The 16,146-nt window shown below is 27.1% G+C and carries 17 protein-coding genes; 10 read left to right on the top strand and 7 right to left on the bottom strand.

Annotation, left to right across the window (positions count from 1 at the left end):
- Positions 1-923 precede the first annotated feature (923 nt).
- Entirely contained in the window at positions 924-1,724 is an 801-nt protein-coding gene (locus LRB30_RS03400; protein WP_231013760.1) for an OMS28 family porin, read from the bottom strand.
- 520 nt (positions 1,725-2,244) lie between these two features.
- On the opposite strand from LRB30_RS03400, the gene LRB30_RS03395 reads away from it, so the two are divergent.
- The 6 genes from LRB30_RS03395 (at position 2,245) to LRB30_RS03370 (ending at position 8,597) form a co-directional block, all read left to right on the top strand.
- Positions 2,245-3,108 carry a complement regulator-acquiring protein gene (locus LRB30_RS03395; protein ID WP_231019349.1) on the top strand — a complete coding sequence of 288 codons (864 nt, stop codon included), beginning with the start codon at positions 2,245-2,247 and terminating at the stop codon, positions 3,106-3,108.
- Between the two features lie 173 nt (positions 3,109-3,281).
- Positions 3,282-3,659, top strand: a complete 378-nt coding sequence (locus LRB30_RS03390; RefSeq protein WP_231013763.1) for a complement regulator-acquiring protein — start codon at positions 3,282-3,284, stop codon at positions 3,657-3,659.
- Between the two features lie 331 nt (positions 3,660-3,990).
- Entirely contained in the window at positions 3,991-4,458 is a 468-nt protein-coding gene (locus tag LRB30_RS03385) for a complement regulator-acquiring protein (protein WP_231019329.1), read from the top strand.
- Positions 4,459-5,084: 626 nt separating this feature from the next.
- A complete protein-coding gene (locus LRB30_RS03380; protein WP_231019323.1) occupies positions 5,085-6,377 on the top strand; it encodes a complement regulator-acquiring protein in 1,293 nt (430 codons plus the stop codon).
- Positions 6,378-6,556: 179 nt separating this feature from the next.
- On the top strand, positions 6,557-7,432 hold the full coding sequence (locus LRB30_RS03375; RefSeq protein WP_231013766.1) for a complement regulator-acquiring protein: 876 nt from the start codon (positions 6,557-6,559) through the stop codon (positions 7,430-7,432).
- Between the two features lie 163 nt (positions 7,433-7,595).
- Complete coding sequence (locus LRB30_RS03370; protein ID WP_231019315.1) at positions 7,596-8,597, top strand: complement regulator-acquiring protein; 1,002 nt, start codon at positions 7,596-7,598, stop codon at positions 8,595-8,597.
- Positions 8,598-8,833: 236 nt separating this feature from the next.
- On the opposite strand, the gene LRB30_RS03365 is transcribed toward LRB30_RS03370, so the two are convergent.
- Positions 8,834-9,031 (bottom strand): Lp6.6 family lipoprotein, encoded by a 198-nt coding sequence (locus LRB30_RS03365; RefSeq protein WP_231019306.1) that lies wholly within the window; start codon positions 9,029-9,031, stop codon positions 8,834-8,836.
- Positions 9,032-9,213: 182 nt separating this feature from the next.
- Here LRB30_RS03365 and LRB30_RS03360 point away from each other — a divergent pair, with 182 nt between their 5' ends.
- From LRB30_RS03360 to LRB30_RS03345, 4 genes are all read left to right on the top strand, one after another.
- Positions 9,214-9,837, top strand: a complete 624-nt coding sequence (locus LRB30_RS03360) for a hypothetical protein (RefSeq protein WP_231013769.1) — start codon at positions 9,214-9,216, stop codon at positions 9,835-9,837.
- Between the two features lie 357 nt (positions 9,838-10,194).
- Complete coding sequence (locus LRB30_RS03355; protein ID WP_231019295.1) at positions 10,195-11,043, top strand: hypothetical protein; 849 nt, start codon at positions 10,195-10,197, stop codon at positions 11,041-11,043.
- A 99-nt stretch (positions 11,044-11,142) separates the two neighbouring features.
- Positions 11,143-11,352 carry a hypothetical protein gene (locus LRB30_RS03350; RefSeq protein WP_231019293.1) on the top strand — a complete coding sequence of 70 codons (210 nt, stop codon included), beginning with the start codon at positions 11,143-11,145 and terminating at the stop codon, positions 11,350-11,352.
- A 486-nt stretch (positions 11,353-11,838) separates the two neighbouring features.
- The gene (locus LRB30_RS03345; protein WP_231013772.1) at positions 11,839-12,978 is read left to right on the top strand and encodes a hypothetical protein; all 1,140 of its coding nucleotides are present in this window, start codon (positions 11,839-11,841) and stop codon (positions 12,976-12,978) included.
- A gap of 53 nt (positions 12,979-13,031) precedes the next feature.
- Here LRB30_RS03345 and LRB30_RS03340 read toward each other — a convergent pair whose 3' ends face one another.
- From LRB30_RS03340 to LRB30_RS03320, 5 genes are all read right to left on the bottom strand, one after another.
- A complete protein-coding gene (locus LRB30_RS03340; RefSeq protein WP_231019292.1) occupies positions 13,032-13,601 on the bottom strand; it encodes a DUF777 family protein in 570 nt (189 codons plus the stop codon).
- Positions 13,591-14,529 carry a DUF693 family protein gene (locus LRB30_RS03335; RefSeq protein WP_231013774.1) on the bottom strand — a complete coding sequence of 313 codons (939 nt, stop codon included), beginning with the start codon at positions 14,527-14,529 and terminating at the stop codon, positions 13,591-13,593. The genes LRB30_RS03340 and LRB30_RS03335 overlap by 11 nt, the downstream gene beginning before the upstream one ends.
- A 70-nt stretch (positions 14,530-14,599) precedes the next feature.
- Entirely contained in the window at positions 14,600-14,866 is a 267-nt protein-coding gene (locus tag LRB30_RS03330) for a hypothetical protein (RefSeq protein ID WP_231013775.1), read from the bottom strand.
- A gap of 38 nt (positions 14,867-14,904) precedes the next feature.
- Positions 14,905-15,180, bottom strand: coding sequence for a hypothetical protein (locus LRB30_RS03325; RefSeq protein ID WP_231013776.1), 276 nt, complete (start codon positions 15,178-15,180; stop codon positions 14,905-14,907).
- A 99-nt stretch (positions 15,181-15,279) separates the two neighbouring features.
- Positions 15,280-16,113 (bottom strand): hypothetical protein, encoded by an 834-nt coding sequence (locus tag LRB30_RS03320; protein ID WP_231013777.1) that lies wholly within the window; start codon positions 16,111-16,113, stop codon positions 15,280-15,282.
- Positions 16,114-16,146 lie beyond the last annotated feature (33 nt).

Here is a 16,146-nt window from a genome sequence, read left to right as displayed (position 1 = left end):
TAATGGCTTTTACGTTACTTATTTAATTTATAATTTAAACTGTCTTTTGAATATTACACTTTATGCTAAAAAATTAATTTTTGTCCGAAAGTATAATATTCAATAGCTGAATAAAATGATAAATAGACACTTAAAAATCAATCAATTCCTGGTTTTTTATACTAATACTAGTTTTATTTTAATAAGTCCAATTTTTCAGCATTCATACTAAGCCTATTTAAATCCAAAGCATTAATAATTGCTATTATCTCTTCATGCGAAAATCAAACTATTCTTGAGAGTTCTTTTGGAATATCAGAATTGATCATGTCTTGATAAAGCTCATAGAATATTTTTGATAATGCTTTATTTTGTTTGATAATTTTTCCAAAAAATTAAACTCACTTTAGGTCTTCCTCTAAAGGGAAGTATAAATCCCTCTCTTGTTAAGCTTTAGCATCCACAAACTTCATTAATCCTTTACGGATCTATCCTCATTATCCATTGCCTTGCAACAAATATTGGGGCTTTAATGTGAAACTACAAAAACTACCTGATCCAATAAACCTGTGTGCCCATTTCTTATTAAATAAATTAATAAGTTTCTCATCTTTTCTTTTAACACTTCTCTCCTCAATAATAAATCCTTGCTGTATTAACCATATTTCCCATCATCTCCCATAAAATCAATAAGCTTTAAACTCGTTATCCAAAATTTATATTCTTTATTCAAAAATCAATTCTCCTCACTTAAGGTAAATTTATTAGTTAAGAATGTAAATATTCAAAATGTAAAAATTCAGAACGAAAATATTCTATCTAAGAACAACCTTAATAGAGATATTAATATTGGCCTTATCAAAATAAAAAAGGCAGAAACTAATATAATTAGCTTCAAACCTTTTTACTTTAACCTCTAATTATTTATAAATCTATATATCTAACTATCTCATATATAAAGAAATAGTCATTACTTTTGTAAGATCTCTTGCACCTTGAGCTACCTTAACAACATTAGAAATAGCCTTTGCAACATCTTTTTTTGCTACTACTTGATCCTTATTTGATGGAGTTAAACCATTAACCATATTGAGAACTTTTTGAGCCTCTTGAACTGTTTCATCTAAAGCCCTTTCAGAAGCCATTAAAGTTTCTTTAACTTGCTCCACTTTAGCAAATTCTTCTTTTGTCAATTCCAATTCCTTGTTATTTGGAGATTTATTTGACATTATTTGCTTCTCTATTAAAAATGTTGCTTCACTGGCAACAGAAACAGCTTTTTGAGTTTCTTGAACAGCCTTTTTAGACATTTCAACAACCTTGTTTGCATCCTCAGCAACCATTCCTGAACACTTTGCCACAACAGTTGCTTCTTGTGATGCAACAACGGTCTCTTTAGCAACATCTGATATTAAAGACATTGAACCTACAAACTTTTTAACTACCCCTGCATCATTTGATTCTACCAATTCAAGAGATGATTCTCTAACTTCCTCTAATTTACTAGAAACAGCTGCTGTTACCTTGTTAATAGTATCTAAAGCTTGATTAACCTGATCTTTTTGGGTCAAGCTTTTGTCATCTTTTTGCTCTAATTTTTTGTCATCTTTTTGCTCTTCTAGTTGTTCTAAAACATTGGATTGAGACTTGAGAATATTTACATTGTTAGAATCTGCAAACACATTTAAACTTACAAATCCGAACAATAATCCGTTAATTATTAAATTACTAAATATTTTAGTCATTGTTAATTCTCCTTATTTAAACATTTATTTTTAATATTTTAAAACATAACTAAATTAGAATCAATATAAATTTATATAAAAACAAATAATTAACTTTTTTAATTAAAAATAACCTTAAAAACAAAAGACTTTTAATAAATATTAAATGTTTAGATTTTTCATTAAAATGGGGAGAACGGTGTTATTTTATAATAGTTAGATTTATTATTATTATAAAATAACACATGAAAAATATAACTCAATTGAAAGCAAAAACAAGGCTACTGGCAAAAATTTTAAAAATTAATACTCTAATTACATTGCTAACAAATTCAAAAAAACCAAACGAAATATTTTAAATAATTAACTTAAGCTTTTTTAAAAAATAAAATATTTTAAATAATTAATTTATTAATTTGTATTTTAAAAAGATAAAATAAACATTGAAAATTAAACATATTGAAATACATTTATATTAGAAATCAAAAATATTGAGCTTGCCAAATAAAACTAATGATTAATTTTTTTAAAGGATTACGTTTTGAAGAAAAACAGAATTTTGAAAATATTGAGCCTGTTTCAAATAACTTTACTGTTCTCATGCTCTTTTTATTCTAAATCAAACAACACAGAATCAACAAGTGAATTACAACCAAACCACATTGAAGTTAAAAAATCTGAAGTTAAAAAAAATATTCCAAACTTACAACAAAGCCAGTTCTTTACAAATGAAAAAGAAAAGATAATTCAAAAAATTGCACAAGAGTTTGATGAAAATGAAAAATTGATTAACAAGATGGGGCCAAATATTGCAACGTTTACTCAAACAATAAACACAGATATTCAAAAAATCGAACCTACTGATCAATTTGGAATAAACAAAACCACATTCCCAGAAAAAAAAGACATGAATATTGATTTCATGTTAAAAGAAAATCGGATTAGAAGATTATTTTATTCATCTTTAAATTATGATGAAAATAAAATCAAAACATTAGCCACAATACTTGCACAAACATCAAGCTCAACTGGCTACCATTACCAACTTATTGGTTCAATTTTTTGGACAGGATTTAAAATCCAAGAAGCATTTGAAAGCGCTGTTAATCTTTTAACTAAAGACGAGCAAAGACGCCTAATGTTTAATTTTAGAACAAAAACAGTAAAAGAGATTCAAGAAAATTTTGAAAAACTAATACAAGAGAGAAATTCATGGATAAAAACCGTAGACAACATTATTGACGAATATGACAAAAATACAGGGGGATGTAGAACTAATGGAAAAATTCTGGGAGAAGTAATAAGGATTGGATACGAATATAAATTAGATTCGGATAAAAGTATGCAAATTTTAAACAATATTAGAACACCGCTAAAAACCTGTTGTGATCACATACACTACTAATTGGTGGTGTATGTGTAAGTGGTGGGTCGTAACTAAAGAAAGGTTAATATTAAAAAAAACTTTTAATATTAAATAATAATATTGTTATTCGGCAAATCTTGCAATGCAGTTTATTATTTTGTATTAAAATCAATAAACATCAATTTTAATTTATGAATAATAGAGGGATTGTTTTGCCAAAAAATAAACTAAATAAAATTAAGCTTAACATAATCACAATAATATTGACTTTATTTTGCATTTCATGTGCTGTTAATCCACCTGATTCAAAAGTAAAAAGCTACACCGATCTAAAAGAAGGCTCTGAAAATTTTGAAAATGAATCTGGAGAATTAAGGTCTTTAAATCAAAAATCTCCAAAAGAAGCCATAATTATAAAATTAAAAGCACTTGCCAAAAAACTGAAAGATCAAAAAAATGAAAAACTAGAAATAGAAAAAATAATTCAATCATCTTTAAATTGCAATACAGAAAAAATAAAGAAATTAAAAAAAATTCTTAAAACACCAAAAGAAGAGCTCAAAATGCTTAATTTAAACAAAACAATTTAAACAAATTAAACCAATAATATACGCAACAAATAAATGTTGCTCTTGATATTTTTTCTAAAAAGAGAAGTTAAAACTTCTCTTTTTTTTTTAGACCTGCAATCTAAATCCAAATAAATACAATTATCAAATAGTAATATTATTATTTAATCTTAAAATATTAAATAATAATATTACTATTTGATAATTGTTATAATATAGTTACAATATTATTTGATAATATAATTAATTAATATTTGTCTTCATTAATAAGGAGAACATTTTGAAAAAAGTAAAACTAAATATAACCAATATTAAATCATTACAATGATATTAACTTTAATTTGCATTTCATGTGCACCTGCACTTTAGCAAAATCGATCCCAAAGTAAGCGGAAAATTCAAGCTAAAAAAACCTCTAAAACAAAAAAAAATAATAGGCTTAAAAAACACTAATTTGGAAGAAAACACTCAAAATTTTGAAAATGAATCTGGTGACCTTATACTTTATAATCAAAAATTTATTAAAACTACAGACTCAGAATTAAAAGAAATTGCTACGAAACTGGAAACTCAAAAAAAAGAAGAAAATACACAAATAGATAAAATTAATAAGGAAGAATTTGGGATCTTGGATGCTTATATTGATGCTTATCCTACAATGGCTAACGAAGATAAAAAAATGATTTTAAAAAGAATGCTTTATTCATCCTTAGATTATAAAAAAGAAAATATAGAGACTTTAAAAGAAATTCTTGAAAAACTTATGTATATAATCTGGACAACGACCCTAAAATTGCTGCGGGTTTCCTTTATCGAGTAGCACTAGACATTCAATTATGACTAGAAAATCACTTAACATCAATAAATAAAATACTAAAAGCTAAAAGCAAAGAAAATTCAAAAGAAGACTCAAAAATGCTACAGAACAGGCAAAATCTGCCTTAAAGCTAAAAGAGATGTTTAAAAAAAGGTTAAAAGAACTCCTTGAAGATTATCGTCAAAACACTAACAATATTAAAGAAAATAAAATACTGGCAGAACACTTTAATAAATATTAACAAGATCCTAATTCTTTCCAATCTGCCTCTTAATAATCTTTAAGAAAAAATAATATGTTGCACTTGATATTTTAAAAAGAGGAGTTAATTCTTCTCTTTTTTTTTATACTTGCAATATAAATCCAAACTAAAACACAATAAATGTCTTTCTATTTTTATAAGAGTTTAAATTTAAACTTTAAATAATTTGATATACATTAGTAATATATAAAATAATAAGACCAGCAGTAGACAAACAAAAAAAAAGAGCAAAGACTTTATTCTTTTTTGTTTATCTTATTGATTATTTCTTAATTTGAACTAAGTTTTTATTAATTAATAATTAATTTTAAATTTTAATTAATTTTGATTATTAAAATTCATTAAAAAGAAATCGAGGAATAGTGTTTTGAAAATCAAACCATTAATACACTTAAAGCTTTTGGGATTGTTTTTACTTTCTTGCACAATTGATGCCAAACTGGATGAAGACTATACAAACAAAGTAAAAGGAATGCTCAATAGCACAACAGATGATCAAGAAACAACCAATGTTAATACAAGCTCAGATGATAAAAAAAATATACCAATCGCTGATAAAGTAGCAGCCAAGCTGCAAAAACAATCGCAAGCACAACAAGTAGCAAAAGCACAACAAGTAGCAAAAGCACAACAAGTAGCAAAAGCACAACAAGTAGCAAAAGCACAACAAGTAGCAAAAGCACAACAAGTAGCAAAAGCACAACAAGCAGCACAATCAATACAAAATAAAGGATTGCAAAATCAATCACAATCAACACCAAATCTAAAATTGCAAAATTTAAGTTTTGGCGCAGATTTGACAACAAATCTGTCACAAACAACAACAGCAACAATGCTAAAACAAAGAATACCTATTCAAGCGGTTACAACCGTGCCTGGAAATACAAGAACTTTTAACAACAAAAGTAACATTATGCCAACATTTGCCTTAAGCTACAGCCAACCAACAAACCAGCCAACAAATTCAAGCTTTACTGTACAAACAACAACATCTTCCAGGAGTAAATTACAAACATTAAAAAATGAACTTATTATAACAATTTCTGAAGAAAAAAATAAAACACAAAACAACGTTGGATTTATAGAAACTTACGATCAATTTAAAATGAAAGATTCTGCATTTGATCTACTAGATGTTATTTCGGGGGCTAAAGTTTATGACAAAAGCTTCGCACCACAGCTTAACTCCAACACACCAGAAGCAGAAAATGAAAGAAATAAATTCTATGCACTTATGGATTTTGATCAAAACAAAATCAAACAATTTGGATCAATAATGAAAACTCTTTACAATGAGAATCAAAATCACGAATTAATAAGAGAATTAATGATATCAGGAATTGGAATACAAATTTCTTTCGAACTTGCGCTAGAAGAAATAAATAAAAAAATTGAAATCTTTAACCAGGATTACTTAAACGCTAAAATCAACAGTTTTGATTTCACCAATAAGCTAAAAGAGCTTAAATCCAAGCTAAATCAAATATTAGAAGAAAGAAAAGAATGGTCAAGACAAGCTGATGCGCTTATTGCCAATACTAGCTCTAATTCAAACTTAAGAGATTCTAAATCTTTAGCAGAGTACATTAAAAAAAGATATCTAGATAACATGCAAAATGCTCGCCAGTCTGTTCTTGAGGCATACATTAGCATAACATAACTCAAATAGTTTATTTAAAAAACGAAAATAAACTATTTTACAACTATTTAATCAAAAGAAGAGCACTGGACTCTTCTTTTTTTATATTGTTCTATTTCAAATTTGAGCTAAATTTAAGTCATTAAGTATTAATTTTAAATAATTAAAATTACTTAAAACTTTTATTAAAGGAGTGAATTTTGAATAAAAGAAAATTATCTATATTTATAACATTGGGAATAATGACATTTTTATCTTGCGATCTAAACAACAAAGACAATAAAAACAAAGTAGCAAGTTTTACAGAAACAAAATACAATGAATTAAATCCTCAAACAGACACAAGAAAAGATACACAAACAGAAACAAAAACACAAGAACATCAAAGATCAACAAAAAACTTAAAAGTTTCAAACAAAAAGGAAAAGGACATAATTGACAAACTCTTTGAGATTTTAGCAAGAGAAATGACAATAATAAAAAAAGAAAAACTTCAAACAGAAATACCTAGCCAATTTGGACTAAAAAATAGCATGTTTGAACTACTTAATGTTTACAAAATTGACTCCAAAAATGGCACAAGGCTTCAAGAAAAAATGAACTCAGGCCTTGCAGAATCTCAAAAAATGAGAAGACAATTTTATTCATCACTAAGCTACAACACCACTGACATTTTCAATTTAGCAGAGATTGTAAACAAGCTTTACAAAGACCCAAAAGCTCACGATACAATAAAAAAAATATCAGGGGGCATACGAATCCAACAAGTATTTGAAGTTGCGCTTGAAGATTTAGCAATCAACATGGACAAACTAAAAGAAAATGACTTTAACAAAAATGCTTTAGAAGAAATTTATAATTTAATTGTTGATTTAACCTTAATAAAAAAAGAATGGCTTAGCACAATAGAAACATTAATTAAAAGCTCAAATGCTAACTTGGAGCTACAATACAATACAGAAAAACTAAAAGACCACATTGATCAAGTATATAAAGATACTATGATTTCTCTTTGCCTTCAAGCCGAGCAAACATTACTTCACTTAGACACATTATTTAAACTTAATAATAATTAAAAAATTATTAAAATTTAGAACCTTTTACCCAAAGAGAGCTTGAGCTCTCTTTTTTTTCAAATTCTTCTTGTACAATAACAATTTTGAATTAAAGTTATTAATTGAGTAATTAAAATTATTAATTAATAATAATTACTTAAAATTTTTATTAAAGGATAACATTTTGAAAAATAATAAATTAATTACAATATTTTTATTGCATGTATTAACTGTATTAATTTTGCTTTCTTGCTCTCTGGAGGTCAAAGACAGTCATGAAAATAAAAAGCATAAAAAAGGAAAAGAAAAAATAACAAAAAACGAAAATAATTCATTAAGCAAGATAAAAGTATCTAAAAACGGTAAATCAAAAATAGACAATCTGCTTGTTGCTATTAATAATTTAAAAAATCCACAAAAACCTGCCGCTGGCAATAAAAACAAACCAAATTCAGCAGCCTTAAATCAACAAAACAATCCCAACAATGCCAATTCTAATGCTAATGTTAATGCCAATGCTAATACTAATACTGCCCCAAAACAAATATTAGATCCTGAAGCTGCAAAGCTAGTACAAAAAATATTAGACAGATCTGAGAACATTATTCAAATAAGCGAAATGGATTCTTACAAGGGCGAGCCTGATGACCAATTTGGAATGAAAGCAGAAATATTTAGTAAAATATTTTTCAATACAAAATCAACAGTACATTTTGACGAAAACGAATATACAGAAGAAAGAAGAATGTTATACACATCTTTGAATTTCAACGAAGGAAAAATTTTGGATCTTGGGAAAATTTTATCAAAACTAAGCCAAGACTCAAACTACAGAAGCTTAGTTAAAGAAACTCTTATAAACAGGGGCTTTAGCATTCAATTAGCAATGGAAGAAATCAGCGCAAAAATACTAAATGTAAAAGATAAACTACAACAGCTAAACAAACCTAATTTGAAAAAACTCTACTATGATTTTGAGAAACTTACAAAACTTAAAGAAAAATGGCTAAAAGACACAGATGACTTTATTAATGAGTACAATGCTGACCCTATCCTGCAAACTGACGTTTCAAAATTAAATGATGCTTTAAGATTAAAAAATTCAATAGCGCAATTTGCAGACATTCACGATATAATTTTGGATTTAGTAAACACAACTACCAATATTCTTGCTCCAATTCAGTAATACTCGTTTTGTATTCAAAAAGGGAATGGGGTTTACAACCTCTCTCCCTTTTTTTATATTTAATTTAATATTAATTAAATTTGTCTAAATCAGAATAATGAATAAAAATAATAAATCAAAATGTTTAATATTGTTAAAATCAAAACCTAAAAACTTCTTTAATAAATTTTATCAAAAAAGTTTTCTTAAATATTTATTGGTGGTTATATTTAAATTAATTTAAAAGCAAATATTTATTACTTTTTCATTGGTTGCTTCATAGACTTCATCATATTTTTGTCTGGCATTGACTTCATCATATTTTTGTCTGACATCGGAGTTGTAACTTTTGAATCTTCATCGCTAGTATTTTCCATCTCATCTGAAATTTTTGTAGTTTCACAAGCAAAAAATAATACCGCACTTAAAAATATCGCGTACATTAATTTTGTCATTGTTTATTCTCCTTCTTTAAAGCTAATCTTATATTAAAATATAATCTTGAAATAATCAATATCAATTGGTTTTTTATTCTAAATAAAAAAAGTATTAAATAATTTACAAACTATTGATAAAATATGTATAAAATGATATCTTATATTAATAAATTTGGAATGGAAAAGAATTTAATATTTATATGTATGTAGTTAAAAACAACCTAATTTATAAAAATGAACATACAAAACCTTTAAACCCTATTCTTTGTACACAGTTTTACATTAGAACTTACAGCGTAGATTCAAATGCAGCAATTGAAATAAGATCAGAAGCACAACATTTAGACCAATACGATCAAATCACACTAACAAAAGGTAAGCTAAAATCAATTAGCATATTAGCTCACAAAACTAGTATGGATAAAAAAGGTTTAAAAAACCTGCTTCAATTGAAAAATCACAAAGATTTTTATCATTTTTATGAAAATAATTACATAAGATGTTGTTTAAATTTCGAAGATAGACAAAAAAAAGAACTAAATTTAATGCCCTTATTTCATTATCATAGCTTGTCAAGCATTAACAATGCAATTCTAAGCAAAAATAAAAATGGCAATTTGCAATTTGGAAGCTCATTTTACGTGTCAACCAATCACAGCTGGAAATATCTAAGCTTTGCTAAATTTCAAAAAAGTCTAAACAAAATTAAACTTATCTATTCTGCTTATTCTAATAAAAAATATTACATTAAAATAAGTCAAAGCATTTACGCTACACTAAAAATATTAATTAATGCTTCAAGACTAAAAGAATTCATCAAATAATTTTATTTATTAAAAATAATAATAAACACTTCCCACACACGTTTCAAAGAGGCTCTCAACATGGGTCCTCTTTGTATAAATTTCAAAAACAAGTAAAATCTATATTTTAAAATCTGAGCTATAATTTAAGAATGTCTACATACTTCATCAAAGCCAGTAGGTTATTAATCAATAATAAAAAATAACACTATTTTTTAACTACCTCCAAAAGAAGTTCTTGTTGCATTAAAGAGCTTCTTTTTGCAAAAATTAATTTCTAATAGTTTTTAAAAATTTTAATCAAATAAACTTTAAACCGCCTTATTAATAATTGATATTAATTATATAATGAACAAACAAAAGGATAAGGAGAAATAAATGAGTAAAAGAGTAATTTTAATATTACTAGAAATTCTGATATTGTCTTGTGATTTATTTACAAATAAAGAGAAAACGCCTAAAAAGCAAACGTCTAAAGAGCAAACCTCTGAAAAGCAAATGTCTGACAAACAAACCCTCGACAAACAAGCTCGTGAAAGAAATAAACAACCTGCAGCAAAAATAATCCCTGCAGTATCCATTCAAACGATAGAAATAAGACAATCAAACCAAGTTCCAAAAAGTATTGAGAAGTACTACAAACAAGCTTATCCGATTCAAACATTCACACTTGATTTTACAATCAAAAGAGAAAAGGAATTTCAACAAACAGAAGATAAAATCTTGTTTGCACAGGGAAAAGTGGAGTCATTGAGCATTTTAATCAATAAAAAATTGTTAGACTTTAAAAACCCAAAAAATTCAAAAACCTCAACTTTAAAAAATTTCAAAGATATTGAAAATATTGATAATTTCTTTCAGAATCAAGACTTATTATTTGCTTTAAACCTTAAAAATAAAAATGATGAAAGCATTATTAGCATTATGCTCAATCCCCCAAACGACAGCCGAAAACTCAAAGATTATATTTTAAAAGACCTTAAAGAAACAATTAAAAAGGGTATTAGTGAAAAATACTTAAATCCTATCTATAGATTTCAAATAAAAAACAAAAAAGATTATCATTCAATAGATTACAACAAATTATCTATTAGTGAAAAAACAATAGAATTAGAACTACTACCTCACAATCAAGTCTTTCAAATGAATAAAAATTTCATTCAAATTTTAAACATGACAACAGACTTAAATAGTCTAAAATCAGTAATTCAAAAAGAATATGTATAAAATTAACTCGGACTTTCAAAATAACATACATCTAATTGATTAATATAATTTTATGATATATAATTACACCTAAATTGATTAGGTTAAAGGAATGATTAAATGGTTAAAAAAATAATATTTATTTCATTTTCAATATTTATTGTGTCTTGCAGTGCAATTGGTCGTGGAATTTTAATAGATTCTATTTTTCATAATGTGCACAAAGAATTCGAGCAAGAAAAAAAAGATGAAAAAAAGAAAAATTCACAATCAAAAGCCGAAATAGAAGAAAATGCCGACAACAGCTCTGAAGAAGATGATGATGAATAAAATTAGTAGGACAATAAAAACATTTTAATATTTTAAAAACATCTTATTAGCTAGCAGTTAAAATTTTAAGCCTAAATTTAAATATATTAATATATTCAAAGGAACATCGAATTTCACCCGATGTTCTCCTTTATTGATAAATCTGAAAAATCCTAAGTATGCTGTACACTTAGTACAAAGTAAATTCTTTGTATCAATATAAAATAAAGAAGAAAGGAATGGTGCTGAAAATTTTAGAAAATTTAAAAACAGCACCACCACTTCAACGCCAAATTACAAAAGGACCAAAGGTAACGATTATAAATTATTAAATGTTAATTTCTACAAAACAGTAAGAATAGAGATTTAAAAATAATAATACAAAATCTATGATACCCCCCCCCTTAAATCCCCCTTAAGGGGATTTTTATATTTTAAAATAAAATCAAAATACAAAAAATGTGGTATAATGTTTCTCAATATTCTTTTTTAAAGGAGTGCAAGGCTTTGAAAAGCAAGCTTAGAAAAGCTTTAAAAATCTCAATATTTGCAACATTGCTGCTAGTTATTAGCTGTAATCCAAATATGGATACAAACGATAAAAACCAAGCCTTAAACGAATATAAATTAAAAAATATTTCAGAAGCCATTAAAAAGAGCTTACAGTTTGAATCAGGCTCTAAATTAAAAAAAGAAAATGATGCAAACATAAATCAAAGTACACCTCCTATTTTGGAAATTGAAAAAATTGAACCTGGAACACAAGAGATGTCCTTAAAATCTGAATTTGATGGCGAAAGCCTAATGCCACTGGAAAAGCCAGAAGAAGAAAATATGGCAAAATCAGAAGAAGAAATTGCAAAAATACAAGAAAAATTATTGTTAATAGGCGCTTCTGATGAAACCACAGATCAAAAATTAGGCGAAAATATGCAAAAACCTTTAAATCCAAATACAATAGAGTTTAAAATTTCAACAACCACCAATGAAACAATACTTACCGAGATTGAAAAAGAAGAAATTAATAATGATCAAGACAAAATTTTTGATCAAAAAAAAGAAAATGACGCAACAAAAGAATACGCACAGCAAGTTAGAGATTCTCTGGATAAAGCACTAAATGCAATCCAAGCTCTAGAAACATCTAAAGCATTTAAAGAACTTGAAAATTTATCTAAGGATCAAGAAAACTCTCTAAACACAGCAAAAGAATCAATTGAGAGCAATATTAACAACATTAATACCAATAACATGGAAATAATAAAAAACAAATTACTAGAAGAACTAAACAAAAGTGAGCTTATTTTTGAAGATACTAAAGATCCCCTGGGAACAGGCACAATAAAAAAGGTCATAGATGCTGCTAAAAAATGGCAGGAAAAAGAAAATTTAAGTCAAATAGACTGGGACTTGAGCTTTAAGTTTCATCCAAACCCAAAACTTTACAATAAATTCAAAGCTCAAAAATATAAAATTTTGGCTGAAAAATTTACTAAAGTGAAAAATGAATACAAAAACACAAAAGAACAACTAAAAGCAGAGTCTAAATTAACAACCAACAATATCAACAAAATAATTAACGCAACAAAAGAGTTTGCAAACCAAGTAATAAACCTAATATTATTGGCAGAAAACAATCATCAATAAACCCTTGGCAGCAAGATTACTTTAAAAAAGAAAAAGTAAATACAAAAACCACTTCAAGCAATAGGGCCTGTTTTTCCGGTTGTAGTTGTTGGCGCACCACTACTATTAACATAAGTTAGAGTACCAGAACTGTGCATATGATTTTCAAACTTGGTTCCATTAATCTTTAAATTGCCTTTAATTTCAATATTATCCACATCAATGATCAATTTTTTAGCTTTAAATTTTATATTTTTACTTTGTGAATCAAGCTCTTGCGCGCTCAATTTAAACTGATCAAGCTTAATGCCAATTTTTTTAGGATTAAGAGCACTTAGAATGTAATAATAATTTTTATCAAAATGATTATTATCACTTTCTTGGAAAATATTAACATTACTTTGAAGTAAAATCACCTCATCTTCTGCTGATAAATCAAGATTAAAGTTAGATATACTGCAAGTATTAATTTCTAGCCCTTCGTACTCTTTAATAGTAACAACACCCGTTTGAGATTTAAAATCAAAGCTCTTAATAACACCTATTCTGCAAATAAAAACATTTTCAAAAAGAAACTGCTTTGACACACTAGCAGAAAAACCTTTAAGGCTGCCTGGGGCCACGCCAAAATCATTATTTTGCATAATAAATTTCCTTTTTACTTTCTGAGTAAAGCTCTAAATTTAAAACACACTCTCTGGTGCTGCTTAATCTAGCACTGGTGTTTTTAAGCCTGCAGTTGATCGTATTTCCATGCCGGTCTTTAAAGCTTAGATTATCTGCAATCTTAATGTTGTGAGTAAAAAGCACTTGCGCTTGATACAAACTTAACCCAGATTTAAACCCTAAAGCATCCTTTTGAGGCACAAACAAAAGCCCATAATCTTCAAGTCTTTTGTGCTGTCCAGAAACAAACTGTTCAAAATTCATGAAAATAAATTTCAAATCAACATCTTGCTCACAATTCCCAATATCAACAATGACAGCATCAACGTATCCTTGTCGCCTTAGGAATTCTATTAATCCTTTTGGCGAGTTGCACGCAAAGCTCTCTTTGATAACTTTTATTTTTTCAAGCTCATTCATAAAAAAGATTGCTTTGTCCTTAAACACATAATTTATTGCATCAGCAATAGTGCTGCCTTTGAAATTTTTATACTCAAATTTTTTCTCTAAAAAGGTCGCTTTGGACAAAAGATACAATTCACACTCAAAACTAAAATTCTCAGACCTACCAATTCTTTCAACAGGTGCTCCCAAATACCCAGCCATAATAAACTGGTAATCTTGCTGATCTGAAAACTTTTTATAATAAATTTTTACAATATCTGCGGTCTTAAAATCAGAAAAATTTAAAGGCACATTAAAAATTTGAAGTTTGGCCTTTTTGCTAATTATTAAATTATTCTCAGAATATGTATTTTGAATAAAAATATTCAAATCGGGAGCACCATTTTTAGTGGTAATAACAACTCTAGGCCTTAGCCCCGCAAGCCTGCCACCAGCGCTATTATTCTTAGGATCAACCGTATTGTAAAATTCAATCTTAAAATCATACTGAAATATTAACATCTTTTTTAAATAAAACTCCTTTTTAAATTAACAACAAATCAGGCTAAAAGTAAAAACAAAATTTAACTTTCTACTCCTTATTTGATTTGTAAATCACCATTACTGCAACATCCACCCCAGTGAACAAAACCTTATGATTAATGTCTAACACATTTTTTGAACCTATTTTTTGAATAAAAAGTCTTAAATTTTCTTCTAATTCCTCAAAAGATCTCTGCTGATTTAGTTTAAAATTGAAAATTTTAACCTTAATAGCTGCACCATTCTCAACAGAATAAGAATGCAAATTAAAAGATAAACAAAAAAATAAAATAAAAATTGTAAAAACCTTTCTCACAAATGCTACCAACTTACCTTAAACTTTCAAATACATTGCTACCCTTGCTTTTTAAGCTTATAGATCACCATTACAGACAAACCATTAAAAGTTATATTATGCTCAATGTTTAAAATATTCTCAGGCCCTATTTTATTAATTGCATTTTGTATTAACCTTTCAACAGAAGAAACAGACTGGTCTTCGGTTAAATTGCCACCAATTTTTACTTCTTCGTATAAGAACTTGACTGCAATCTCTTCGTCATCTTGAAGATCATAAGAATATAGATTAAAACTTAAAAATAAAAAAGAAATTAAAATAAATTGTCTCATTAATATTCTCCAAATAAAAATTGTTCTAAATTACAAAATTAAAAACCTAAATATTAAAAACTTTCAAAGTAAATCAAAAAAACATTCAAATTTAAAAATTTAAATAAACTGATCTTCAGGAGAATCAAAAAACTCATCTTCACTTTGAGACTCACTAAGCGCATAGTCTTCGCTTTCTAGCTCATCTTGATACTCTATTTCACTTTCATCTGGATCTTCGCTTTCTAGCTCATCTTGGTACTCTATTTCTAGTTCGTCTGAGTCTTGGTCTGGATCAGCTAAAAACTTGCCTTCTGAGCATTTAAGATCATAATTATCCAAGGGTCGTCTTTTGTTACATTTTTTTACACTTTGTGGTCTTTTGGAAGGTCTAGAGTTTGAAAACTTCTGGCCAACAGATTTGTTAGTTCTGCTTAAGGGCTTTAGGCTGCTGCGATTATTAGCTATTCTTTTTTTAATATTTTCACTAAATTTTATATTCTTAAGCCTGGATTGAAAATAGTTTTCTAGAAAAAGAGCTTTTTTAATAATTCTCTCTGCAATAAGTTTTGTATATTCTGGATTTTCAATAAGGCTTTTATTTTTGTAATTTCTTGTTAAATATTCATATTTTCCAATAATCTTAAGTAGTGGTAATTTAACTTCTTTTTGAAATCTGCCCCTAACAAGTTTTGTTTTTATTATTCCCTGCAAATTATTGCAATAGACACTAAGTGCATTAAGTTTAGCAAGTATTTCTTGACTTTTGATGTTGCCGGCTTTATCTTGAGATTTAATTAAAATCCCATTGTCAACGTCGTACATTAATACGTACGCCAAATCTATGTCTTTTTTGAAATTCCATTTTTTAAAATCAAATGGTCTTGCCACACTTGCATATGTAGTTGAAACAATATATAAAAAAAATATTAAAATAAGTTTAAATTTTATCATTAATATTCTCCTAATATTTAGATGTTTTTAATT

The sequence above is a fragment of the Borreliella americana genome, from assembly GCF_021043605.1.
GTDB classification, from domain to species: Bacteria; Spirochaetota; Spirochaetia; order Borreliales; family Borreliaceae; genus Borreliella; species Borreliella americana.
Note: the sequence above shows the minus strand (reverse complement) of the source record. Positions and strands in the feature narration are given on the sequence as shown.

Coding starts and splice junctions, on each gene's coding strand:
- LRB30_RS03355 (WP_231019295.1), top strand. CDS start 10,195: ATGAGTAAAAGAGTAATTTTAATATTACTAGAAATTCTGATATTGTCT.
- LRB30_RS03340 (WP_231019292.1), bottom strand. CDS start 13,601: ATGCAAAATAATGATTTTGGCGTGGCCCCAGGCAGCCTTAAAGGTTTT.
- LRB30_RS03335 (WP_231013774.1), bottom strand. CDS start 14,529: ATGTTAATATTTCAGTATGATTTTAAGATTGAATTTTACAATACGGTT.
- LRB30_RS03360 (WP_231013769.1), top strand. CDS start 9,214: ATGTATGTAGTTAAAAACAACCTAATTTATAAAAATGAACATACAAAA.
- LRB30_RS03365 (WP_231019306.1), bottom strand. CDS start 9,031: ATGACAAAATTAATGTACGCGATATTTTTAAGTGCGGTATTATTTTTT.
- LRB30_RS03325 (WP_231013776.1), bottom strand. CDS start 15,180: ATGAGACAATTTATTTTAATTTCTTTTTTATTTTTAAGTTTTAATCTA.
- LRB30_RS03350 (WP_231019293.1), top strand. CDS start 11,143: ATGGTTAAAAAAATAATATTTATTTCATTTTCAATATTTATTGTGTCT.
- LRB30_RS03400 (WP_231013760.1), bottom strand. CDS start 1,724: ATGACTAAAATATTTAGTAATTTAATAATTAACGGATTATTGTTCGGA.
- LRB30_RS03320 (WP_231013777.1), bottom strand. CDS start 16,113: ATGATAAAATTTAAACTTATTTTAATATTTTTTTTATATATTGTTTCA.